Raw genomic sequence first — 23,106 nt, forward strand, 5'->3', positions numbered from 1 at the left:
CGACTGTGAAGATGTGACGCGACGGAAGAAAGTTGCCTCAGGTGAATGTGACCCATCTCGCATCCAGGAGCGCGGTCCTGGGAACGGCCCTGCTCTCGCTCCTCACGGTCCCCGCGCACGCCGCCTCGGCCGAGTCGCTGCCGAAGCCCGACCTCGCCGGACTTCAGGGCGTTCTGCGCACCGCGGTCGAGCGGGGAGCGCCCGGGGCGATGGCACGGATCGACGACCACGGCTCGGTCGGCTGGGCCGCCGTGGGCGTGGCCGACCGCGCGAGCGGACGGGCCCTGGGCACCGCCGACCGTTTCCGCATCGGCAGCGTCACCAAGACCTTCTCCGCCGTGGTGCTGATGCAGCTGGCGGACGAGGGCAAGCTGGACCTCGACACCTCCGTCGACCACTACCTGCCGGGGCTGCTCCCCGACAGCCGGATCACGGTGCGTCAGGTGCTGGGGCACCGCAGCGGTCTGTACGACTACACCAACGACTTGTTCGCGAAGACGGTCCCCGGCTTCGAGGCGGTCCGCACCAAGGTCTTCACCTACCGTCAGCTGCTGGACGGTTCACTGCGGCACGCGCGCACCAACGCTCCGGGCGGGGCGTACGCGTACTCCAACACCAATTTCGTCGTCGCCGGGATGCTCATCGAGAAGCTGTCCGGCCACTCCGTACGGACGGAGTACGAGAACCGCATCTTCGAGCCGCTGAAACTGCGCGACACGTTCTACCTCCACCCCGGCACGAAGATTCCCGGGCGGCATGCCAAGGGCTATCTCACGCCGGACGAGGCGGGCACGCCCCTGGTCGACGCCACGGAGCAGACGGTGTCCTGGGCGCAGAGCGCGGGCGCGGTCATCTCCAGCACCCGGGACCTCAACACGTTCCTGTCCGCCCTCCTCGGCGGCCGGCTGATGTCGTCCGCACAGCTGAAGCAGATGGAGCGCATGGTGCGGGTCGACAGCACCCAGGCGTACGGGCTGGGGCTGCGGCGCCGTGATCTGTCGTGCGGGGTCTCGGTGTACGGGCACACGGGCGCCGTCCAGGGTTACTACACGTACGCGTTCGCCTCGAAGGACGGCAGGCGCAGCCTCACCGCACTCGCCACCACGTCCAACAACGGTGCCGTGCTCGGCACGATGCTCGGCACGCTGGAGTCGGCGTTCTGCGGCAAGGAGGCGAAGGTGCGGCGCGCCGTACCGGCCGTCGAGCGCCACGAGGACGTCGCTCCGGGAGTCGTACGGGACTGACCGGGCGGGAGCCCGTCGTAGGGGCCGGCCCGGCGGGAACCGCGCCGCCCTGGTGGACGTTGTCCGGACGAGCCCACCGAGGCGAGTGCGACGACACCAGGGCGGCACGATGAGCGAGTTGGTCCCCGGCGGCAACATGCCCCTCCCGGGCGGCGCCGTGACCGTCCGGGTGCCCGGCCCCTTCGACGTGTCCGCGCTCATCACGGACGACGGGGGAAAGGTCCGGGGCGACGCCGACTTCGTCTTCTACAACCAGCCGTCCGCTCCGGGCGCCCGGCTGGACGGCGACACCCTCACCGTGGAACCGCCGCGACTGCGCGCCGGGGCCACCAGGATCACCGTCGTCGTCAGCTCCGCCGAGCCCGGCACTCCCCTGGGCCGCCTCCCCGCGCCCACGCTCCTCGTCACGGCTCCCGGCGGCCGCCGGCTCGCCCGGTTCGCCCCGCCGCCCCCGCGGCAGGAAACAGTGCTGCTGCTCGCGGAGATCTATCAGCGGGCGGGTGGCTGGAAACTGCGAGCCCTGGGCCAGGGGTACGCCGACGGACTCGCCGGTCTCGCGCGGGACTTCGGCGTGGACGTCATCGACGAGACGGCAGGGGCGCCCGCACAGACGGCACCCGGACCGCCGCCGACGTCGCCGCCGACCCGGCGGACCCCCCACGGGCGGGTCCCGTCCCCGACACCGCCATCCCCGACACGGCCCGCCGTGCCCCCCGCGCCACCGCCGTCCCCCGACCCGGGCGGCTTCCTCGGGCTGGTCAACTCCGCCCGCGCCGCGGCCGGTTCACCGCCGGTCGTCCTCGACGCCCGTCTGATGTCCGCGGCGCACGCCCATGCCGGTGCCATGGCCGCGGCGGGGCTCCTCGGTGTCGAGGGCGGGGACGGAGTCTCCGTCCACCAGCGCGTCACGGCCACCGGGTACGCGTACCTCACCATCGGCGAGCACCTGGTCTCCGGCCCGCGCACACCCTCCGAGTTCGTCCGGTACTGCCTGGGCGACGGGCGGTCCCGGCGCACCCTGTGCGACCCGGCCTTCACGCAGGCGGGCGTGGCGTACGTCGGTGACGGGCGCTCGGGCGACATGTACTGGACCGCGCTGTGGGCGAGGCCCCTCACGCCGGGCGACCTGACACGGACGGCGGCCGAGGTCGTCGACCTCACCAACCGGGAGCGCGCCCGGGCCGGTCTGCCTCCCCTGGCCGGCGACCCCCTGCTCGCCACCGCGGCGCAGGCGCACAGCGCGGACATGGTGGCCCGCGCCTTCTACTCGCACACCTCGCCGGAGGGCACCCAGCCCTGGGACCGGGCCGCCGCCGCGGGATCGCGCCGACGCTCGATCGGCGAGAACATCGCCTGCGGCCAACGCTCCCCCGCCGAGGTCGTGGACGGCTGGATGAACAGCCCAGGGCACCGCGCCAACATCCTCAAACCAGACTTCACTCACATAGGGATCGGTTTCGTGGGCGGCGGCCCGGCAGGCACGTACTGGACCCAGTTGTTCGGCGCCTGACCACCGAAGATCTCGCCGCACCGCGATCTTGGCGGAACGGAACACTCCGGGACAGGATGCGCGCATGAAGGGTTCCCTCTTTTCCAGTGAGTACATGGTCCAGCCGGCCACCGAAGCGGGCATGACCGTCGAGAACGCCAAATGCGTCAAGTACGTGGTGAACGGCGAGATGCTTGCCCGTCAGGGCGCGATGGTCGCCTACCGCGGCAGCCTCCAGTTCGAACGCAAGGGCCAGGGCGTGGGCGGCATGCTCAAGCGCGCGGTCACCGGTGAGGGGCTGCCGCTGATGGCGGTACGCGGACAGGGCGAGGCCTGGTTCGCGCACGAGGCCCAGAACTGTTTCATCGTCGACGTCGATCCCGGCGACGAGTTCACCGTCAACGGCCGCAACGTCCTGTGTTTCGACGCCTCGTTGTCGTACCGGATCTCGACGGTCAAGGGCGCGGGCATCGCCGGCGGCGGCCTGTTCAACAGCGTCTTCACGGGGCAGGGCAGGCTGGGCCTGGTGTGCGAGGGCAATCCGCTGGTCATCCCCGTCTCTGCGCAGTTCCCGGTGTACGTCGACACGGACGCGGTCGTCGGCTGGACGGCCGGTCTGCAGACCTCTCTGCACCGTTCGCAGTCCATAGGCTCGATGCTGCGCGGCGGTTCCGGGGAGGCCGTGCAGTTGATGCTGCAGGGCGAGGGGTACGTGGTCGTGCGGCCGAGCGAGGCGACGCCGCAGAAGGCGCAGCAGCACTGAGGCCCGGGAATTGAGCCTCTGGACCGGTCCGCTGATGTGATCTGCGCATCACGAGCAACCTTCACGGCGGCAACGACGTCTTGATCCACAACAGGTGACGCCCTGGCCCTCCCGGGCCAGGGCACGTTTCCGAAGCTCTATACACGCCATGTATACGCAGAATGTATACCCGACATGTATACGCAACGCGTAGAGATGCGGTGTATACGGACCGAAAGGGATCCATGTACGGCAAGGCATCCGCCCCGGAGTACCAGGGCGCCCTCACCACTCTCTCCGTGAACTCCTCGCTGACCGACGTACTGGCCGCCGGCACACGGGAGTTGAGAGCTGCCGAGCAGGCCGGGAAGCAGGGGGAGGCCGCCCGCTCCGGACTCGCCGTCGCCGAGGCTCACCGCAGGCTGGGGCAGGTCAGGGACGCCGAGCGCGCGTGGAAGGCGAGTTACCGCGCGGCGCGGGAGGCCGGGGACACCGCGGCCATGGCGTGGGCACTGTGGAGCGGCGGCACCCTGGCCCGGCAGCGGGGCGCCTTCCCGCTGGCCTGGCGGCTGCTGGGGCTCGCGGCCGAACTCGGCGAACAGGGCGGCGACGTCGTCGTACGCGGCTACTCGCTCGCGGGACTTGCCGAGACCGGCCGCATCCAGGGCGACTACGAGGCCGTACGCAGGCTGCACGAGCAGTTGCTGGCCGAGGCCCGGCGGCGCGGCGAGGCTCGGCACACGGTGTGGGCGCTTGAGGGCATCGCGCAGATCCACCGCAACACGGGTGAGTACGACACGGCGTACGCCCTGTTCGAGGAGGCGGCCGGGATAGCCGCGGGCGCCGACGACCGGCGCGGTCACGCCTGGGCGCTGCGCGGGTTGGCCGACATCGTGTCCGTGCGGGACAAGGACGTCGAGCGGGCGCTCGCGCTGCTGTCCGAGGCGGAGACGACGTGCCGTGCGATGAAACTGTCCAGCGCGCTGGCCTACAACCACAAGATGCGCGGCAACGTCCTGTACCGGGCGGGACGTTACGCCGAGTCCCGTGACCTGTACGAGCAGGCGCTCGATGAGTTCCGCGCGATGAGCGAGCCGCGCGGGGAGGCGCTGGCCCGGCTGGGGCTCGCCAAGTCCTTGGCCCGGCTGGGCCGCGACCGAACCGAGACGGCGGCCGAACTCACCGATCTGGCACGCGCGTTGGAACGGATCGGGCTGCGGCACGCACGGGAGATGGTGGCGCGGGCGCAGGAGGAGTTCGGCATCGTGGCGGAGGTCGCACGGTGACCGCCCTTCCTTCGGCGCTGCGGGCGCCCGTCGACGCTCCTCACGTCCTCGACCGCTGCCGCGAGTTGGTGCGGCCCGCGCTGGTGGAGGCCGTCGCGCGGATGCATCCCTGGGTGGGTGAGATGGCGGCGTACTCCTTCGGCTGGTGCGAGGTGGGCGGTGCGCCGGCCGCCGCGTCCGGCGGAAAGGGCGTGCGACAGACGCTGGCCGTGCTCGGGGCGGAGGCGGCGGGGGCACCCGGACTGGCGGGAGTACCCGCGGCGGTCGCGGTGGAGCTGGTGCACACCTTCTCCCTGCTCCACGACGACATCATGGACGGCGACGCGGCCCGGCGACGCCGGCCCGCCGTGTGGAAGGCCTACGGCACCGGGCCCGCGGTCCTCGCGGGCGACGCCCTGTTCGCACTGGCCGTCGAGACCCTCGCCGCGGCGCCGGCCGGCCCGCAGGCCGTGCGGGTGCTGTCGGTGGCCCTGGGTGACCTGGTGCGCGGTCAGGCGGACGACCTGCTGTTCGCCTCCCGCCCCTGGACGGGACCGCAGCGGGTGCGGCCGGAGGAGTACCGGGCGATGGCCGAGCACAAGACGGGCTCGCTGCTGGGCTGCGGGGCGGCGCTCGGCGCCCTGCTCGGCGGCGCCGCGCCCTCGGCCGTCGACGCCCTCGACCGTGCCGGGCGCCACCTCGGGATCGCCTTCCAGATCGTCGACGACGTCCTGGGTATCTGGGGCGACCCCGCGGTCACCGGCAAGCCCGTGCACGGCGATCTCCAGGAACGGAAGAAGACGTTTCCGGTACTGGCCGCGCTCGACTCCGACGGCCCCGGGGCCCGGCGGCTCGCCGCGCTGCTGGCCGCGGGCGGGGACCCCGGGGAGGCGGCCGCGCTGATCGATGTGCTGGGAGGCCGGTCGGCGGCAATGGCCGAGGCACGGCGTCACATCACCGCGGTGGAGACGGCTCTCGCCGAGGGGGCCCTGGAGACGGAGGCGGTGGACGAGCTGCGGTCGCTGCTGGGGTATCTGATGCGGCGGGACGTCTGAGAGACCGCCGCCCTCCCCGCCGGTCCGAATGCGTTTGACCCAGGCCGTCTCGCACGCAAGGGTCGAAGCGGCACGGGTCGTCGCTCCCGTGCGGGAAAGGTGGCTGTCTTGATCGGGATCTCCGAGGTCGAAGCCGCGGCCGAGCACATCGCCGGACACGTGGTGCGTACCCCGACGCTGCCGAGCCCGGGACTGACCACGCTGCTCGGCGCGCCGGTCACGGTCAAGCTCGAACTGCTGCAGCGCACCGGCTCGTTCAAGTCCCGCGGGGCGACGGCCAAGCTGCTCTCGCTGAGCGAAGGCGAGCGGGCCGCCGGAGTCGTGGCGGTCAGCGGCGGCAATCACGGGATCGCCCTCGCGGTCATGGCCGCGGCCCTCCATGTGAAGGCCACGGTGGTCATGCCGCGCTCGGCGCCCGCGCGGTCGGTCGAGATCGCGGAGGCAGCCGGTGCGTCGGTGCGGCTGACCGACGACATGCCCGGGGCGTTCGCGCTCGCGACGCGGTTGCGGGAGGAGGGGCTGACGCTGGTGCACCCCTTCGACGATCCGGTGGTCGTCGCCGGCCAGGGCACCGTCGGCCTGGAGCTGGCCGCGGACGCGGGTGACCTCACCGACGTCCTCGTCAGCGTCGGCGGCGGCGGACTGATCTCCGGTGTCGCGGCGGCGCTCGGGGACCGGCGGCCCGACGTGCGGATCTGGGGTGTGGAGACCGAGGGTGCCGAGGCCATGTCCGAGGCGCTCGAGGCGGGCGGGCCGGTACCGGTCGCCCTGTCCTCCATCGTGTCCACGCTCAGCGCGCCCGCCGTCTCACAACTGACCTACGACCATGTCTCCGCGCTGGTCCAGGAGGTACTCGTGGTGCCGGACCGGGAGGCGGTGCAGGGCACGCTCGACCTCGCCGGGCACGCCAAGGTGTGGGCCGAACCCGCCGCCGGCTGTCTGCTGCCCGCTGCTCGGCGGGTCCTGGAGCGAGTCGGCGAGGGCGCTCGGCTCGGTCTGGTCGTGTGCGGGGGCAACGTGACGACCGGCGCCGTCATGGACTGGGCGGAGCGCTTCGGGCTGCGCTGAGTCCGTGGCGCCGTCCGGAAAGCACTCCGTTGAATTCCGGTCAGGTAAAGGGAACTTCCGCGAAATCCTCCAACGGCACGTGAACAAATGGCCTCGGCCGCCAATGATTTGTGGATCCTTTGAACACACACCGTCGCGCTCCCCGTACCTCTGTGAAAGGTGAGACCCAGGGGTTCGACGAGGGATGACCATGGTCAAGGCGCATGTCTTCACGCACGAGTTGGTCGCTGGAAGGTACCGGCTCGTCGATGTCGTCCAACGCGAGACGAACCGGGTCTGCTGGTACGGCAAGGACGTCAACGTCGGGCGCGCCCATCTCCTCACCCAGATCGCGCTCCCGGACGACCCCGACGGTGAGGCCGCGCCCCGTGCGACCGCCCGCATCATCCGCATGTCCGAGACCATGGGGCTGATGTGCCCGGGCGCGGTCGCGACGGTCGTCGACACCGTGGAGCAGGCCGGTGACCTGTGGATCGTCACCGAATGGATCGACGGCACCTCCCTGGGCGAACTCATCGCCCAGCAGGGCACGTTCAACTACGTGCGGGCGGCGCGTATCGGTCTGGAGCTGCTCGACGTGCTGGAGGCGGCGCACCGCGAGGGCATCACCCACGGCGAGCTCAGCCCGGGCCAGATCTTCGTGCAGGACCGGGGTTCGGTCGTGGTCACCGGCTTCGGACTGGCCGGCGCGACCCTGGCGCCGCGGCTCACCGCGCCGTCGTACGCCTCCCCCGAACAGGCCCGTGACGAGCGCATCGGGCCCGCGGCAGACCTGTGGGCGCTCGGCGCGATCCTCTACACGATGGTCGAGGGCCGCCCGCCCTTCAGGGACCGGGACCGGCCCGAGGCGACGCTGAAGGGCGTGGACCGGCTGCCGCTGCGCACACCGGTGCGGGCGGGGCCGCTCACCCAGACGGTGCAGGGCCTGCTGCGGAAGAACTCCAGGGAGCGGCTGACCCGGCAGGTGGTCCGCGAGTCCCTCACCCGCGTCCTCACCGAGGACCCCGACGCGGAGAACGCAACCGTGCCCCGGCCCCGGCTGCGGGGTGTCTACGCCGCCGCCCTTCATGTCGGCCCCGGGTGGAGCAGACGCACCATGGCCCTCGGGACCGCCCTCGCCGTCGTCACCGTGGCGGCCGCGGCGCTCGCCGTCACCGGCCGGCTGCCCGGCACCGGCACGTCCCCGGCCGGTGCCGGGCCCCAGCCGCCGGCGTCCGCCACCGCGTCCGCGACCGCGCCGGACAGCCGCCCCGACGGCCGGCAGTCACAAGCGCCCGCACCGCCCCCGGCCACGACTGCCACGGCCACGTCCACGGCGTCACCGACGCCCTCACCGCCGCCCTCGTCCTCCCCGCCGGCCACCGCACTGCCGGCGGGCTTCCACCGCTACACCGCCCCCGAGGGCTTCTCCGTGGCCCTCCCCAAGGACTGGACACGGGTGCAGACCTCGCGCGTGCGTGACCTGTCGTACCGCGTCACCTTCGGCGCGGACGACGATCCCCGCACCCTCGCGGTCACCTACAGCACCGTCGCGGGCCCCGATCCCGTCGCCGTCTGGCGCGACGACGTCGAGCCCCAGCTGCAGAAGGACGACGGCTTCCAGCGGATCGGCGAGATCAAGGCGACGACGTACCAGGGCCACAAGGCCGCCGACATGGAGTGGCTCTCCCACGTCGACGGCACACAGGTGCGCACCTTCGGACGCGGGTTCCTGCTCGGCGGCGGCCGCAGCTTCTCGCTGCGCTGGACGACTCCGGCCGCCGACTGGAACGACTCCGCGAACCGGCAGGCCCTGGACACCTTCCTGCGGACCTTCCGGTCGTCCTCAGGCTGAGCTGCGGGGCGCCCGCATCGCTCGCAGCGGCGTGCTGCCCAGTGGAGTCGTGTGCCACCGAACCGTGAACGTCCCCTCGGGCAGTGAGCAGGCCAGAGCGGCGTCGATCCCCTGCGGCGACGACCCCGACGACTTCGTCGAGGCCGTGCGCCCCTACGCGGACGCGGGATTCGGCGAGATCGCCCTCGTGCAGATCGGCGGCGAGTCGCAGCCCGCTTATCTGGACTGGTCGGAGAAGACGCTGCTACCGGCCCTGCGGGACGCGTTCGGCTGAGGCCGTCCCGGCCGGCCACCGAGGGCCGTCAAAGCGCCGTCAATGGGTGCAATAGGCTGCCGGTCTGCACTTCTGCAGTCCGACCAGCTTTGCACAGGAGAGTCATCGGTGACACTGGCGATCGACCCGTCCGAGACGTCCCCCGCGCCCCTGTCCGACCTCGTGGCGCGCGACGCGCGTGAGTTCGGCGTCTACGCGCGCACCGGAGGCTGGGCCTTCGGCCTGATGGTGGCCCGCAGCGTACGGCCCGGCGGTCAGGGCGCGGAGGAGACACCGAAGGTGTCCGCGAGGGAGTTCGCGGACCTGGCCGGCTGCTCTCCGGAGCGCGTCATGCGCTACTACAAGGCCTGGGACCGGGCCGCCGACGACGGTCTCGTGCCGCACTTCGAGGCACTTGCGCCGGGCCAGGAGGTGGAACTGCCGGACGCCGACGTGTGGCTGGGCTACTACGTCTCCCGCAACAGCGCCGCCTCCGAGCGCGGCACCGCCATCGCGGAGGCGGCCGAGGCCGAGGGCATCCGGCCCACCAAGGCACTGGAGGTCGCCGAGAACCCGACCGCGCTGCGGGCCGCGATCCTCGCCGACCCCTCCACCGCCCGGGCGGCGCGCCAGGCACTCCTCGACCGGGTCCGTGAAGACCCGGATCTGCAGGCCGAGTTGGCGCGGGACGTCGTCCGCACCGACGATCTCAAGAAGGCCGTCGCCAGCGAGAGCAGGTCGGCCGACCGGATCGGTTACGTGCGCCAGATCGCCGAGTCGGGCCAGGTCAGGACCCCGGCGGGGCAGACCATCGACGCGCCGGTCGACCTGCGCCAGGAGGCCGAGCGGCACCTGTCGCTGATTGACGAGCTGGAAGACGACGAGGACACCGGCGAGTGGGCCACCGAGGCCTACGACACCCTGAAGTCCCTCGTCGCCGAGACGGTGGAGGCCGATCCCGAACTGCGTGTCCAGGAACGGCGGACGAAGTTCTACAGCAGCCTGCAGAAGGCGACGAAGGCGTTCGAGGAGCTGACCTTCGACGATGTGCAGGAGTTCGTCGAGGACGACATGGTCCAGCGTCTGGAGGACCTTCAGCAGGCCATCGTCACGTGTCTGAGCGCCCTGCGCGGGGACAAGGGCTGAGGTTCTCGGCGGGCTGCGCTGAGTAGCCGTACTCATGCCGCAGCCCGCCCGCTCGGCCAGCATGGGGGCTCCCACGAGAAGGAGCCCCCATGACTGCTGTTGTGCACTCCGCCGTCCCGCGACGGCAACTGCCCGCCGCGCTCGCCGCGGTCGTGGTCGCGGGGCTGGCGGTGTCGGCCTGGGCCCCGCACGACCGCGCGACCTGGTTCCTGGAGACGGTGTGGGTGCTGATGGGGCTGCCGCTGGTGGTGCTCACCTGGCGGCGCTTCCCGCTGACGAACCTGCTGTGCTGTCTGCTGGCCGTGCACGCGCTCGTCCTCGCGGTGGGCGGCCACTACACCTACGCGCAGGTGCCCCTGGGCGACTGGGTGCGGGACACGTTCGGTCTGGACCGCAATCCGTACGACCGCTTCGGGCATCTCATGCAGGGGTTCGTCCCGGCGGTGCTGGTGCGGGAGCTGCTCAGCCGTACCTCGCCGCTGCGGGGCAGTCGCTGGCTGGGTCCGCTGACGGTGTGCGCGTGCCTCGCCTTCTCGGCCGTCTTCGAGATGCTGGAGTGGCTGGCCGCGGTGATCGGCGGGCATTCCGCGGACGCGTTCCTGGCCACTCAGGGCGATGTGTGGGACACGCAGTGGGACATGTTCTGCGCGCTGATCGGTGCCACGGTCTCGGTGCTGGTGCTCTCCCGGCTGCACGACCGGCAGCTCGACGCCCTGGGCCTCACTCCGTATGGCGGTGCAGCGTCCACAGCGGCACCACGACCCAGCACAGCAGGTACCACGCGACGACTCCCGTGACGATCCAGGGCACGGCCGCGTTGTCGGTCGCGACCCGAAGGACGAGCAGGAGAGAGGACGACATGGTGGCGAGCAGGAGCACCAGGCCGGCGAAGGTCATCCGGGAGGCCCATTCGACGGCCTCCGTCTTGATCCGCTGCCCGGCGACCACGCGGTGCAGCGAGACCGGCCCGATGAGTGCGCCGGTCGTGGCGGCGCCCAGGACGACCGTGACGATGTAGATGGTCTTGTCGGTGTCCTCCAGCGTGGCGTACTTCTGCTGGAACACGACGGTGAGCAGGAAACCGAACAGGATCTGCACACCGGTCTGGGCGACCCTGACCTCCTGGATCAGGTCGCTCCACTTCCGGTCGGCTCGCTCCTCCTTGGTCTCGTTGCGCCCCCACTCGTTCAGGTCTCCACCGCTTTTCGTGGCCGGCACGCTTCCTCCCGGCTCCGTCGCCCCGGATGTCTTCCGTACCCGGGTTCCCGATTCGCGCCCGTTTGACCGCGCCGTGCGGGAATCGGGAGCTGTTTGGGCGATGAGCAGGCGGTTACACGGAGCGCAGGGCGTACGACGATCACGTGAGGAGTCCGACAGCCATGTCCGGCACTGAACTGACGATCACCGTCAGCGGCGGCACCACCGCTGACGCGCGCGCGGTGGTACGGGCTCTGGAGCCCGCTTTCGGGACGGCGCGGGAGGGACCGCCCGCCGACGAGGACGTCTCGGTCCACACGGCGAGGTTCGAGCACGATCCGGCGGCGCCGGCGCCGGCGCCGAGGCCCGGTCCCGCCGTCACCTGCCATCTGTCCGGTGCGGTGACACTGACCGTCCAGGGCTCGCCGAAGGCCGTGTCGACGGCACGCGAAACGCTCCTCCACACCTTCACGGCCCAGGACCAGGGCTCGGTCTCCGGCGACCAGGAGCAGGAGTGGCAACTGCTCCTGGAACCGTGAGCGGGTCCTTCGCCGCTACCAGCGGGCTTCCACCTGGTCCTTGATCCGGCGGTCGTAGAGGTCCTGGATCGCGGTGAGTGTCGCGTCGCCGGGCTGCGGGAGCCTGGCCGCGGCCGCGTTGGCGCGGGCCTGCTCGGGCGAGCGGGCGCCGGGGATCACGGTGGTCACTCCCGGCTGCTCGACGATCCAGCGCAGGGCGAGCTGGGCCGGGCTGTATCCCTCGGGGGCGAGCGCCGAGAACTCGGCGGCGGCCTCGACACCCGTCGTGTAGTCGACGCCGGAGAAGGTCTCACCCACGTCGAAGGCCTCGCCGTGCCGGTTGTACGAGCGATGGTCGTTCTCGGGGAACACGGTGTCCTTGGTGTACTTGCCCGACAGCAGGCCGGAGGCCAGCGGGACCCGGGCGATGATGCCGACACCGGCCTCCTGGGCGGCCGGCAGGACCTCGCGCAGCGGCTTCATGCGGAAGGCGTTGAGGATGATCTGCACGCTCGCCACGTTCGGGCGGGCGATCGCGGTCAGCGCCTCCGCGCAGGTCTCCACGCTGACTCCGTACGCCGCGATGCGCTCCTCCTCGACCAGGGTGTCGAGGGCGTCGAACACCTCGTCCGTGGAGTAGACGGACGTGGGCGGGCAGTGCAGCTGTACGAGGTCGATGCGGTCGACGCCGAGGTTGCGCCGCGAACGGTCGTTCCAGGCGCGGAAGTTGTCGAGGACGTAGTTCTCCGGGATCTGGTCGACGCGGCGGCCCATCTTCGTGGCGACCAGCACATGCAGGTCCGGCCGGCCGGCGAGGAACGCCGCGATGGTCTGCTCACTGCGCCCGTCGCCGTACACGTCGGCGGTGTCGAAGAAGGTCACCCCCGACTCGGCCGCCGCCTCCAGCACCGCCAGTGCTTCCTTGTCGTCGACGTCTCCCCAGTCGGCGCCCAGCTGCCACGTCCCGAGACCGACGACGGATGCGTGCTGACCCGACCTACCGAATGTGCGCTCGTTCATGGCGTCAGTCTGCCATCCGTCACGCCCTTACGCGGAACCGATCGATCCAGTGCGCCACCTGCACGTCATTCACTCGGATGAGTGATGTGACTCGACAGGAGGGCGGCGCGTGTCAACAGGCCTCTAGCGTGAGCGCGTGACCGACAGTTCAATGAGCAACTTAGCTTCCGGGGCGGCGCAGGACCCGTCCTGGACCCGGCGTGGTTTCCTGCTCTCGGCCGCCGCACTGGCCGCCGTGCCCGTCCTGATCGCCGCCGATCCGGCGGTGGCGGCGCGGGAGTTGCCGGACTTCCCCGAGGGCGTCGACCTCTACCGCTCGGCCTACCGCAACTGGGCAGGAGAGATCACCGCCGACGGACTGTGGGCCTGCGCCCCGGCCGGCCCGGACCAGGTGGCCGCCGTCGTCAACTGGGCCTGGCGGCACGGCTGGAGAGTCCGCGCCCGGGGTTCCGCGCACGGCTGGTCGCCACTGACGATCACCGCGGGCACCGAGTCGGACGCCCCCGTCCTTCTCATCGACACCGCCCGTCATCTGACCGGCCTGTCATTCGACTCGGCGTCCGCGGTACGCGCAGGGACCGGCGTCACCCTGGAAGCCCTGCTCACCTACCTGGAGGAGCACGGCCTGGGCGTCACGGCCGCGCCGGCTCCCGGCGATCTGACCCTGGGCGGCGCGCTCGCGGTCGACGCGCACGGCACCGCCGTACCCGCGCGGGGCGAGCAGCGGCTGCCCGGGCACACGTACGGATCGCTCAGCAATCTGGTGCTCTCCCTCACCGCGGTCGTGTGGGACGAGGACGCCGGCGCGTACGTGCTGCGGACGTACGGCCGCGACGAGGCGGACTGTGCGGCTCTGCTCACCCACCTCGGACGTGCCCTGGTGACCGAGGTGGTGCTGCGGGTGGGCGCGAACGTCAGTCTGCGGTGCGTGAGCCGTACGGACATTCCGGCCGCCGAACTCTTCGCGGCGCCCGGCACCGACGGACGCACCCTCGCGAGCCACCTGGACCGGTCGGGGCGCGTCGAGGCGATCTGGTTCGCCTTCACCGAGTTCCCCTGGCTCAAGGTGTGGAGCATGTCGCCGACCCGGCCGCTCACCTCGCGGCGGGTGTCGTCGCCGTACAACTACCCGTTCTCGGACAGTGTTCCGACCGTCGTGGCGGACCTGGTCGGGCGGATGGCCTCGGAGGCGGCCTGGTATCTGGCTCCGGTGCTGGGCAACGCGCAGTTCGACGCGGCGGCGCTCGGACTCGTGGCGACGCTGTCCGCCGACATCTGGGGCCCCTCGAAGAACACCCTGCTCTACCTGCGGCCCACCACGCTGCGGGTCAACGCCAACGGCTACGCCGTGCTCACCACCCGGGACCAGGTGCAGCATGTCGTCGCCGAGTTCACGTCCTTCTACCGGGAGCGGCTGAACGCGTACGCGGCGCTGGGCCGCTTCCCGGTCAACGGCTCGGTCGAGATCAGGGTGACCGGCCTCGACGACCCGGCGGACGCCGAACTCGACGGCGCCCGCGCCCCGTTGCTGTCCGCGCTGCGGCAGAGCGAGACGCACCCGCAGTGGGACACGGCGGTGTGGCTGGACGTCCTGACGCTGCCCGGAACGCCTCACGCGGAGGCCTTCCTGCGGGAGCTGGAGCAGTTCCTGCTGCGCACCTACGACGGGGAGCACGCGCTCACCCGGGTCGAGTGGTCCAAGGGCTGGGCCTACACGGACGAGGCCGTCTGGAGCGACGAGGAGGTGCTGGGCACGGCGGTTCCCGCCTCGTTCGGCGAGGCGGTGTGGGGGCGGGCGGCCGGGGTCCTGGACCGGCTCGACCCGCATCGTGTCCTCGGGAACGGGTTCCTCGACCGGCTGCTCCGATAAGCGGTTGCCGCCGCGGGGGTGCCGCTGGCAGGGTCTGCGCCATGCCTGCCTTCTCCGCGTACGACGGGACCAAGCTCGCCTACCACATGTTCGGGGAGGACGGCCCTCCGGTGATCTGCCTGCCGGGCGGTCCGATGCAGGCGTCCGCCTACCTGGGCGAGCTCGGCGGCCTGTCCGGGCACCGGCGGCTGATCCTGCCGGACCTTCGGGGCACCGGTTCGTCCGAGGCGCCGACGGACCCCGCCACGTACCGCTGTGACCGCCTGGTCGACGACGTGGAGGCCCTGCGCGAGCACCTCGGGCTCGACGCCGTGGATCTGCTCGGGCACTCGGCCGGCACCAATCCGGCGGTGCTGTACACGGTCCGTCACCCGGAGCGCGTGCGGCGGCTCGCGCTGATCACGCCGAGCCTGACGGCCGTCGGGATCGCCGTCCCCGGGGAGGCGCGGCGTGAGACGGCGCTGCTTCGCCGTGGCGAACCGTGGTTCGCGGAGGCGTTCGCCGCGCTGGAGGCCATCACCGCCGGCCGGGCGACGGCCGGCAGCTGGGAGGCCATCGCGCCTTTCCGGTACGGCCGTTGGGACACGGCGGCCCAGGCACACCATGCCGAGGGTGGCGAGCAGCGTAACGAGGAGGCCGCGGCGGTCTTCGGCGCCGAGGGGGCCTTCGACCCGGGTGCCACCCGTGCGGCGCTCGCACGTTTCGATGCGTCCGTGTACGTGCTGGCGGGGCAGTTCGATCTCAATTCGCCCGTACCCGCGGTGACCGAGTTCACCGGGCTCTTCCCGGGCGCCGAGCTCGTGGTGCAGCCGGGCGCCGGTCACTTTCCTTGGCTCGACGACCCCGAGCGGTTCGTGGCTACGACGGCTGGATTCCTCCGCCTGGAGTGAGGTGCGCCTGAACCGCGGGCGCGTACCGGTCCACGACGTCCTCCAGCGCGGCAGCGCGCACATGCGTGCCGCGCGCGATGCCGTACATCACGCCCAGGCCGAGCAGGTTGGCCACGGCCAACTCGGCGCGCAGGCCCGAGTCGGGGCCGTCGAGGCGCTCGGTGAGGCGGTCGGTCACCTGGGTGCGGAAGTTGGCGCGCAGGATGTCGCCCTGGGCACCCTGCAGGGGGGCGAACACGATCCGCAGGACGGGATCGGCGCCCTGCTGCGACTGGCTGACCAGCACGTGCCGCACCATGTGCCGGCCGAGCCGGTCCACCGGGGCGTCCAGCAGGGCGTCGGCGTCGGTCTCGAAGGACATGACGCGGGCGAAGAGGGCGTCCTTGTTGCCGAAGTACTTGAGGATCAACGGCGGGCTCACACCGGCGCGTTCGGCGACCGCCTTGAGCGTGATGTCGGCGTGGGCGTGCCGGGCCAGCAGATGGCGGGCCGCCTTGAGGATGGCCGCCTTGGTCGCCTCGGCGTCCCGGCGGACGGGCGCGGACTCGGTGGGAGGAGTGCTCACGGCACTCATGCTCCCTCCAGGGCCTCGTCGCGGCTGTCCCGGGTGCGGCCGCGGGCCCGGCGTGTCCCGTCCGTCGGCGGGTCACCGGGAATCGTCAGGGCCGCGGCGCCGGCCGCCAGGGCGATCACGCCGGCGATCCCGAAGGCGAGCAGATAGCCGTGCAGGGTGGGCACGGGGGCCCCGCCGACCAGGCTCGTGTGGTGTACCAGGACGGCGGCCACGGCGGCGCTGGAGACGGCCTGGCCGATCGTGCGCATCAGGACGTTGACGCCGTTGGCGGACGCGGTCTGCTCGGCCGGGACGGCGTGCAGGATCAGGGTGGGCAGGGCCGAGTAGGCGAGGGTGGTGCCGGTCGACACCACCGTCGCACCCAGGATGATCATCCACAGGTCGCGGCTGTCGGCGATGCGCGCCGCGTAGCCGCAGGCGATGACCGCCGCCCCGAGGGCGAGCGTGATCCGCGGGCCGCGGGCCGCGGAGATCCGGGCCGAGAGGGGCGAGAACACCAGCATGGTGACGCCGCCGGGCAGCAGGCACAGGCCGGTCTCCACGATCGACAGCCCGAGCCCGTACCCGGTGGCCTTCGGTGCCTGCACCAGCTGGGCCGTCACCAGGGAGTTGGCGTAGAAGGCGAACCCGGTGAGCAGTGCCGCCACGTGGGACAGGCCGACGCGGGGCCGTGCGACCAGCCGCAGGTCGACCAGCGGCCGTTCGGTGCGCAGTTGCTGCCACCACCACAGGGCCATGACGACGACGGAGGCGGCGAACAGTCCCAGGACTCGCGGGCTGCCCCAGCCCCACTGGCCGCCCTGCGACACCCCGAGCAGGAGGCACACCAGTCCGGCGGCCAGCCCCAGCGTGCCCGCCACGTCGAACCGGCCCGGCTCGCGCACCGGCGACTCCTTGACCACCCACCACACGGCCGTCACGCCGAGCACGCCGAGGGTGCTGGTCAGCCAGAACATGGTGTGCCAGTCGGCGTACTGCACGACCAGGGCGGCCAGCGGCAGGCCCAGGGCGGCACCGATGCCGACGGTGGAGCTCATCAGGGCGACCGCCGAGCCCCGGCGCTCCGGGGGCAGTTCGTCGCGCAGGATGCTGATCGACAACGGCACCACGGCGGCCGCGGCGCCCTGCAGCGCGCGGGCCGTGATGAGGACGACGATGTCGGACGACAGGGCGCACATCACCGAGCCGACGGTCATCAGGACGAGGGCCGCCGTCAGCACCCTGCGCTTGCCGTACATGTCGCCGGCCCGGCCGAGCACGGGGGTGAGCACCGCACCCGACAGCAGGGTCGCCGTGACCATCCAGGACACCGCGCCCGGCGAGGAGTTCGTCAGCCGGGGCAGGTCGGGCAGGAGCGGTACGACGACGGTCTGCATGACGGCCATGAGGATGCCGCCGAACGCCAGCACCGGAATGGCGAGCCGGTCGCGCAGGGCTCCCGTTTCCGGCGTGCGGGGTATCGGGCCCGGCTGGTCCATCGGCACTCCATCGCGGCACGGAAGGAAACGGGTGAATGGCTATTCACCATAGCCGGTGAATAGCCATTCACCCAAGTGCGACCGGACGCGGAGGACGGCGGGCGCGGCGCGGGCAGGGGCGGGTGCGAGGGTGGTTTGCTCCGCAGGCCACGGGTACCCGCGCCGGACGCAACCGATGAGAAGGAGGGTTTCACCCGTGTCGCAGGTCGAGGAATCCATCGAGGTCGGCGTCCCGGTGCACACCGCCTACAACCAGTGGACTCAGTTCGAGACGTTTCCCGCGTTCATGAACGGCGTCGACCGCATCGAACAGCGCACCGACACGCTCACCCACTGGGTGACCAGCGTGAATGGTGTGCACCGGGAGTTCGACGCGGAGATCACCGAGCAGATACCGGACGAGCGGGTCGCCTGGACGACTGTCGCGGGCCAGGCCCGGCAGGCCGGAGCGGTGACGTTCCACCGTCTCGACGACAGCCACACCAAGGTCATGCTGCAGATGGACTTCCATCCGGACAGCATCACCGAGCAGGTCGGCGACAAGCTCGGGTTCGTGAAGCGGCAGACCAAGGGCGACCTGGAGCGCTTCAAGAAGTTCATCGAGGAGCGCGGCCAGGAGTCCGGGGAGTGGCGCGGCGTGATCGTCTGACCGAAGCCACCCCGACCGGCACCTTTTCGATGCGGCGGAGGCCGCCAGGGCCTGTCGCGAAAGTGGCGTCGTCGCCCGAAGGGCGGCCACGCGCCCGCCGCGGCAGCGGCAGCGGCTGGTGTCGCCGTCGGTGCGTGCTCTGGGGGTCCCCCCGTCCGGAAGCTGGGGGGAGCCCCGTGCGGAAGCCCTCGTACTGGGCGTACTCGGGCTTTCGGGCGGTGCGGCGAGGGGGGCACCTCCCACGCCGTCAAGGCAGCGGGGGAGCGTGCCGGGCGTCGCGCGGCAGACGCCACTTTCGCAACGGGCGCCCTAACCGGCCTCCGCCGTACGGCACTCCGGGTGCCCCCAGCCCTGCGCGTTCTTGGCGATGGTCTCGCCGGCCGCGTAGGAACGGCCGCACAGACAGCGGCCGGGGAACTTCGCCTTGAGGGTGCGGGACGAGTCGCCGCGCTGCCGGGACGCCGCGGGCTTGCGGCGCGGGGCGCTCGACTTCGGGGTGTCCGCGGAGGGCGGCGGCTCGGCCGAGCCCAGTGCGCTGCCCGCGGGCTCCTGCACCTTCGCGGCCTGGCTGGCGGCGCGGTCGGCGAAGTCGTTGAGCGGGTCGCCGTCGACCTGGTGGGCGGGTACGTAACGGAAGTCGACCGAGCGGCCGTCGAGCAGTTCGTCGATGCGCACGACGAGTTCCTGGTTGGCGACGGGCTTGCCGGCGGACGTCTTCCAGCCGTTGCGCTTCCAGCCGGGCAGCCAGGTGGTGACCGCTTTCATGGCGTACTGGGAGTCCATGCGGACCTCGAGCGGGACGCCGGGGTCGGTCGCCGCCAACAGGCGTTCCAGCGCGGTGAGTTCGGCGACGTTGTTGGTGGCCCTGCCGAGCGGCCCCGCCTCCCAGCGGGCGGGGGTCTCGGAGTCGTCGGAGACCACCCACGCCCAGCCCGCCGGTCCCGGATTTCCCTTCGAGGCCCCGTCGCACGCGGCCACCACACGTTCACCCATGGGCTCGATCATGCCACGGGCGGACGGGGCCTCCGGCACCCTCCGGGAGACGTCCGCGGACATCCGCGGTCCTCGCTCGGACGTCGTCGGTCCTCGGTCAGACGTCCTTGGTCTTCGGCAGCTCGCCCTCGGACCGCGTGAGGTCGATCACCGAGAAGTTCGCGCCCTGCGGGTCGCTGAGTGCCGCGAACCTGCCGTACGGGCTGTCCATCGGTCCGAAGCGCAGGACACCGCCGAGCTTGGTCGCCTTGGCCACCGCGTCGTCGCAGTCCGGGACGACGAAGTAGAGATTGATGTACGAGGGCATCTCGAGCGGGAACTCGTCGCCCATCTTCATACGGCCCAGGACCGTGGTGTCACCGAGGTTGAACAGGCGGAAGTCGACCGCGTCGTCGACGACCTGCTGCGCCGAGTACCGGAAGACGGCGCTGAAGAACGCGTCCGCCTTCTCCGGTTCGCGGGTGAAGACCTCGGCCCAGCCGTAGGCGCCCGGCACGGCGGTCGCCTCGAAGCCCTCGTGGGTGCCGCCCTGCCACACGCCGAAGACGGCGCCGCTGGGCTCGCTGGCGATGCACATGGTGCCGAACTCGCCGACCTGCATCGGCTCCATCAGCACCTCGCCGCCGTTCTCCCGGATGCTGGCGGCGGTGGCGGCGGCGTCCGGCGAAGCGAAGTAGAGGCACCACTGCGAGTGGCCCTCCTGGCCGGACATCGGCGGCACCACGGCGGCGACCGCCTTGCCGTCCACGTAGGCCTGGGTGTAGTTGCCGTACTCCGACGACGCCTCGCCGAAGGTCCAGCCGAGTACGTCACCGTAGAAGCTCTTCGCTCCCTCGACGTCGCCGAACATCGCGTCGGCCCAACAGGGGGTTCCCTCAGGTTGTACGGCCATGACAGCGGCCCTCTCCCGAATCGGTGGATGGTCCGTTTCCTCACGCTAGCCATCCGCCCGCCGAAGCGCGCGCCGAACGCGTCGGTCCGTTTCAGACTGGACGGGAAGGGGTTTCGACGCTGCGGACGGGGTGCGGGATGGCGGACGGGACGATGCGCGCGTGGTCGGTGGTGACGCCGGGGCCGGTCGAGGAGGAGGGCCTGCGATGCGTCAGGAAACCGGTGCCGGTGCCCGCCGAGGACGAACTCCTCGTGCACGTGCGCGCGTGCGGGGTGTGCCGTACGGATCTGCACGTCGCCGAGGGCGATCTGCCGGTGCACCGGGCGGGCGTGACGCCCGGGCACGAGGTCGTGGGCCTGGTGGCCGGGTTCGGGGCGGGGGTCGGCGGCTTCGCCGCGGGTGACCGGGTGGGCGTGGCATGGCTGCGCGGAACGGACGGCACCTGTGGCTACTGCGCGCGCGGGGCCGAGAACCTGTGCCCGTCCTCGCGGTACACCGGCTGGGACGCGGACGGTGGTTACGCGGAGTACATCACCGTGCCCGCAGGGTTCGCCTATCGGCTGCCGGAGGCCGGCCCCGTCGACGAAGTGGCTCTCGCGCCGCTGCTGTGCGCCGGGATCATCGGCTACCGTGCGCTGCGGCGGGCGGCGCTGCCACCGGGCGGGCGGCTCGGTCTGTACGGGTTCGGGGGCAGTGCCCACCTGTGCGCGCAGCTGGCACTGGCCGAGGGCGCCACGGTGCACGTCCTGACGCGCGGGGCGGCCGCGCGGCGGCTGGCGCTCGGTCTGGGCGCCGCCTCCGCGCAGGACGCGTACGCCATGCCGCCGGAGCCGCTGGACAGCGCGATCCTGTTCGCGCCGGTCGGGGACCTGGTACCGGTCGCCCTGCGGGCCCTCGACCGCGGCGGCACCCTCTCGATCGCCGGCATCCACCTCAGTGACACGCCGGCGCTGCACTACGAGACCGAGCTGTTCTACGAGAAGCAGCTGCGCAGCGTCACCTCCAACACCCGTCAGGACGGCCGGGAGTTCCTCGCCCTCGCCGCCCGGCACGACATCCACGCCACGACCCACGCCTACCCCCTGACACAGGCCGACAGGGCACTGCGCGACCTCAAGGCGGGGCGCTTCGACGGGGCGGCGGTGCTGGTGAACGACGTGTCGTGAGCCGGGGAGGCGGGCCCTCACGTGTGCTGCCCGTGCCCCCTGTGCCACCTGTGCGCCGGAGCCAGAAGCGTGGCGCCCGGCGTGCGATCACCGGGCCGTCGGTGCTCTGCCTCGATCGGCGCGTTTGCACACCCCGGGAGTGAAGCCGCCCCCTTCGCGCCGTTCCGGGGCCCCCACGTGGCTGTTTGCCTTGTACATGCGGTGCCTGAATGTCAGCCCATCGCGACGTCGCCTTCATCTCCGACCACTGCGCTCACCCCTGTACATCGCCATGTACATCCCCAGGGAGGGAATGTGTCCGCCCCCGAAAGCGCCCCCGGACCCGCCACCGACGACCCCGCACCCGCACCCGGCTTCGAACCCGACTCCGAGGGGCAGCTGACCAGTCTCAGCACCCAGGCGGCTCGTCAGCTCGCCACGACGACCAAGTCCGCACCGCAGATGCAGGCCATCAGCTCGCGCTGGCTGCTGCGGACCCTGCCGTGGGTGGACGTCAAGGGCGGCGCCTACCGGGTCAACCGGCGTCTCCAGCTGTCGATCGGGCGCGGGCGTGTGCAGTTCGAGCAGAACGGCGCCGACGACATCAAGGTCATCCCCGAGACCCTCACCGAACTGCCGGTCCTGCGCGGCTACTCCGACCCGGACGTCCTCAAGGAGATCGCCGCCCGGTTCCGGGTCCGGGAGGTGCGGGCGGGTCAGGTGCTGTTCGAGGCGGGGCAGCCGGTCACGGAGGCCTACCTCGTGGTGCACGGCAGGTTCACCCGTTACGCGGCGGGCAAGTACGGCGAGGAGGAGATCATCGGGGTCGTCTCCGGCGGCGACCAGATGGGCGACGAGGCCATCGGGCAGTCCGACCCGCTGTGGCTGAGCTCGGTGCGGGCGGAGACGGCGGGCGTGCTGCTGGTGCTGCCCTGGTACGTCGTCAGGGAGTTCACCGACCGGGTGCCGTCGCTCGCCGCGCATCTGGAGGGGTTCGCCGCGCGGCAGAAGCTGCCCATGAACCGCAAGGGCGAGGCGGACGTCCCCGTGCAGGCCGGCCACGTCGGCGAGCCGACGCTGAACGGCGGCTTCGTGAACTACGAACTCGCCCCGCGCGAGTACGAGTTGTCGCTCACCCAAACGGTGCTGCGGGTCCACACCCGGGTCGCCGACCTCTACAACGACCCGATGAACCAGACCGAGCAGCAACTGCGTCTGACCATCGAGGAGATCCGCGAGCGCCAGGAGTGGGAGCTGGTCAACAACCGGGAGTTCGGGCTGCTGCACAACGTCGACTACAGCCAGCGCGTGAGCACCTTCACCGGCCCACCCACCCCGGACGACATGGACGAGCTGCTGGCGATGCGCCGCAGGACCAAGGTGTTCCTCGCCCATCCGAAGGCGATCGCCGCGTTCTTCCGGCAGTGCAACCGGCGTGGTCTGGTGCCGGGCACGGCGAACGTCGAGGGGCACGAGATTCCCGCCTGGCGCGGGGTGCCGATCTTTCCCTGCAACAAGATCCCGGTCAGCCCTCAGCACACCAGCAGCATCATCGCGCTGCGCACCGGGGAGGGCGACCAGGGGGTGATCGGCCTGCACCAGACGGGCATCCCGGACGAGTACCAGCCGGGCCTGAACGTACGGTTCATGGGCATCGACACGGCCGCGATCATCCGTTATCTGGTCACCGCCTACTACTCGTTGGCCATCCTCGTGCCGGACGCGGCCGGGATCCTGGAGAACGTCCAGCTCGGCCGGACGGCCGACTGAGGGTGGAGTACGGA

At 71.6% G+C, this 23,106-nt stretch carries 21 protein-coding genes and 1 pseudogene; 16 read left to right on the top strand and 6 right to left on the bottom strand.

From position 1 onward, the window contains the following. Positions 1–47: 47 nt before the first annotated feature. From ACYUED_RS02015 to ACYUED_RS02060, 10 genes and pseudogenes are all read left to right on the top strand, one after another. Entirely contained in the window at positions 48–1,244 is a 1,197-nt protein-coding gene (locus ACYUED_RS02015; RefSeq protein WP_491290596.1) for a serine hydrolase domain-containing protein, read from the top strand. 109 nt (positions 1,245–1,353) lie between these two features. Beyond that, positions 1,354–2,754: a CAP domain-containing protein gene (locus tag ACYUED_RS02020; protein WP_491290597.1), complete on the top strand. Its 1,401-nt coding sequence runs from the start codon at positions 1,354–1,356 to the stop codon at positions 2,752–2,754. Between the two features lie 64 nt (positions 2,755–2,818). Continuing rightward, entirely contained in the window at positions 2,819–3,496 is a 678-nt protein-coding gene (locus ACYUED_RS02025) for an AIM24 family protein (RefSeq protein WP_491290598.1), read from the top strand. A 224-nt stretch (positions 3,497–3,720) separates the two neighbouring features. Continuing rightward, positions 3,721–4,761 (top strand): tetratricopeptide repeat protein, encoded by a 1,041-nt coding sequence (locus ACYUED_RS02030; protein WP_491290599.1) that lies wholly within the window; start codon positions 3,721–3,723, stop codon positions 4,759–4,761. Next, entirely contained in the window at positions 4,758–5,795 is a 1,038-nt protein-coding gene (locus ACYUED_RS02035) for a polyprenyl synthetase family protein (RefSeq protein WP_491290600.1), read from the top strand. Before ACYUED_RS02030 ends, ACYUED_RS02035 begins: the two co-directional genes overlap by 4 nt. A 108-nt stretch (positions 5,796–5,903) precedes the next feature. Next, positions 5,904–6,863, top strand: a complete 960-nt coding sequence (locus tag ACYUED_RS02040; RefSeq protein WP_491290601.1) for a threonine/serine dehydratase family protein — start codon at positions 5,904–5,906, stop codon at positions 6,861–6,863. Positions 6,864–7,047: 184 nt separating this feature from the next. Continuing rightward, positions 7,048–8,697 (top strand): protein kinase domain-containing protein, encoded by a 1,650-nt coding sequence (locus ACYUED_RS02045; RefSeq protein ID WP_491290602.1) that lies wholly within the window; start codon positions 7,048–7,050, stop codon positions 8,695–8,697. A 97-nt stretch (positions 8,698–8,794) separates the two neighbouring features. After that, positions 8,795–8,971 (top strand): annotated as a pseudogene (locus ACYUED_RS02050) (LLM class F420-dependent oxidoreductase); the annotation flags it as partial. A gap of 108 nt (positions 8,972–9,079) precedes the next feature. Then, positions 9,080–10,096, top strand: coding sequence for a hypothetical protein (locus tag ACYUED_RS02055; RefSeq protein WP_491290603.1), 1,017 nt, complete (start codon positions 9,080–9,082; stop codon positions 10,094–10,096). A gap of 89 nt (positions 10,097–10,185) precedes the next feature. Beyond that, entirely contained in the window at positions 10,186–10,893 is a 708-nt protein-coding gene (locus ACYUED_RS02060; RefSeq protein WP_491290604.1) for a DUF2238 domain-containing protein, read from the top strand. Here ACYUED_RS02060 and ACYUED_RS02065 read toward each other — a convergent pair. Further along, complete coding sequence (locus tag ACYUED_RS02065) at positions 10,817–11,314, bottom strand: DUF6328 family protein (RefSeq protein WP_491290605.1); 498 nt, start codon at positions 11,312–11,314, stop codon at positions 10,817–10,819. The two genes, ACYUED_RS02060 and ACYUED_RS02065, sit on opposite strands and share 77 nt — an antisense overlap. A 161-nt stretch (positions 11,315–11,475) precedes the next feature. Between ACYUED_RS02065 and ACYUED_RS02070 the strand changes: the two genes are divergently transcribed. Continuing rightward, positions 11,476–11,832: a hypothetical protein gene (locus ACYUED_RS02070; protein ID WP_491290606.1), complete on the top strand. Its 357-nt coding sequence runs from the start codon at positions 11,476–11,478 to the stop codon at positions 11,830–11,832. Between the two features lie 15 nt (positions 11,833–11,847). Here the strand turns inward: ACYUED_RS02070 and ACYUED_RS02075 are convergent, their stop codons facing one another. Further along, positions 11,848–12,831 (bottom strand): aldo/keto reductase, encoded by a 984-nt coding sequence (locus ACYUED_RS02075; protein ID WP_491290607.1) that lies wholly within the window; start codon positions 12,829–12,831, stop codon positions 11,848–11,850. Positions 12,832–12,982: 151 nt separating this feature from the next. Here ACYUED_RS02075 and ACYUED_RS02080 point away from each other — a divergent pair, with 151 nt between their 5' ends. Together ACYUED_RS02080 and ACYUED_RS02085 are read left to right on the top strand one after the other, a co-directional pair. Continuing rightward, positions 12,983–14,701 (top strand): cholesterol oxidase substrate-binding domain-containing protein, encoded by a 1,719-nt coding sequence (locus tag ACYUED_RS02080; protein ID WP_491290608.1) that lies wholly within the window; start codon positions 12,983–12,985, stop codon positions 14,699–14,701. A 41-nt stretch (positions 14,702–14,742) separates the two neighbouring features. Beyond that, positions 14,743–15,591, top strand: coding sequence for an alpha/beta fold hydrolase (locus tag ACYUED_RS02085; protein ID WP_491290609.1), 849 nt, complete (start codon positions 14,743–14,745; stop codon positions 15,589–15,591). Here ACYUED_RS02085 and ACYUED_RS02090 read toward each other — a convergent pair. Further along, positions 15,560–16,165: a TetR/AcrR family transcriptional regulator gene (locus ACYUED_RS02090; RefSeq protein ID WP_491290610.1), complete on the bottom strand. Its 606-nt coding sequence runs from the start codon at positions 16,163–16,165 to the stop codon at positions 15,560–15,562. The two genes, ACYUED_RS02085 and ACYUED_RS02090, sit on opposite strands and share 32 nt — an antisense overlap. After that, positions 16,162–17,643, bottom strand: a complete 1,482-nt coding sequence (locus tag ACYUED_RS02095) for an MFS transporter (protein WP_491290611.1) — start codon at positions 17,641–17,643, stop codon at positions 16,162–16,164. The genes ACYUED_RS02090 and ACYUED_RS02095 overlap by 4 nt, the downstream gene beginning before the upstream one ends. A gap of 196 nt (positions 17,644–17,839) precedes the next feature. Between ACYUED_RS02095 and ACYUED_RS02100 the strand changes: the two genes are divergently transcribed. Further along, entirely contained in the window at positions 17,840–18,292 is a 453-nt protein-coding gene (locus ACYUED_RS02100; RefSeq protein ID WP_491290612.1) for an SRPBCC family protein, read from the top strand. Between the two features lie 309 nt (positions 18,293–18,601). Here the strand turns inward: ACYUED_RS02100 and ACYUED_RS02105 are convergent, their stop codons facing one another. Together ACYUED_RS02105 and ACYUED_RS02110 are read right to left on the bottom strand one after the other, a co-directional pair. Continuing rightward, positions 18,602–19,297: a ribonuclease H family protein gene (locus tag ACYUED_RS02105; RefSeq protein WP_491294800.1), complete on the bottom strand. Its 696-nt coding sequence runs from the start codon at positions 19,295–19,297 to the stop codon at positions 18,602–18,604. An 85-nt stretch (positions 19,298–19,382) separates the two neighbouring features. Continuing rightward, positions 19,383–20,177, bottom strand: a complete 795-nt coding sequence (locus tag ACYUED_RS02110; RefSeq protein WP_491290613.1) for a VOC family protein — start codon at positions 20,175–20,177, stop codon at positions 19,383–19,385. 152 nt (positions 20,178–20,329) lie between these two features. On the opposite strand from ACYUED_RS02110, the gene ACYUED_RS02115 reads away from it, so the two are divergent. Together ACYUED_RS02115 and ACYUED_RS02120 are read left to right on the top strand one after the other, a co-directional pair. Further along, entirely contained in the window at positions 20,330–21,343 is a 1,014-nt protein-coding gene (locus ACYUED_RS02115; protein WP_491294802.1) for a zinc-binding alcohol dehydrogenase family protein, read from the top strand. Positions 21,344–21,637: 294 nt separating this feature from the next. Beyond that, complete coding sequence (locus tag ACYUED_RS02120) at positions 21,638–23,092, top strand: family 2B encapsulin nanocompartment shell protein (RefSeq protein ID WP_491290614.1); 1,455 nt, start codon at positions 21,638–21,640, stop codon at positions 23,090–23,092. Positions 23,093–23,106 lie beyond the last annotated feature (14 nt).

The organism is Streptomyces sp. DF42 (genome assembly GCF_058267695.1).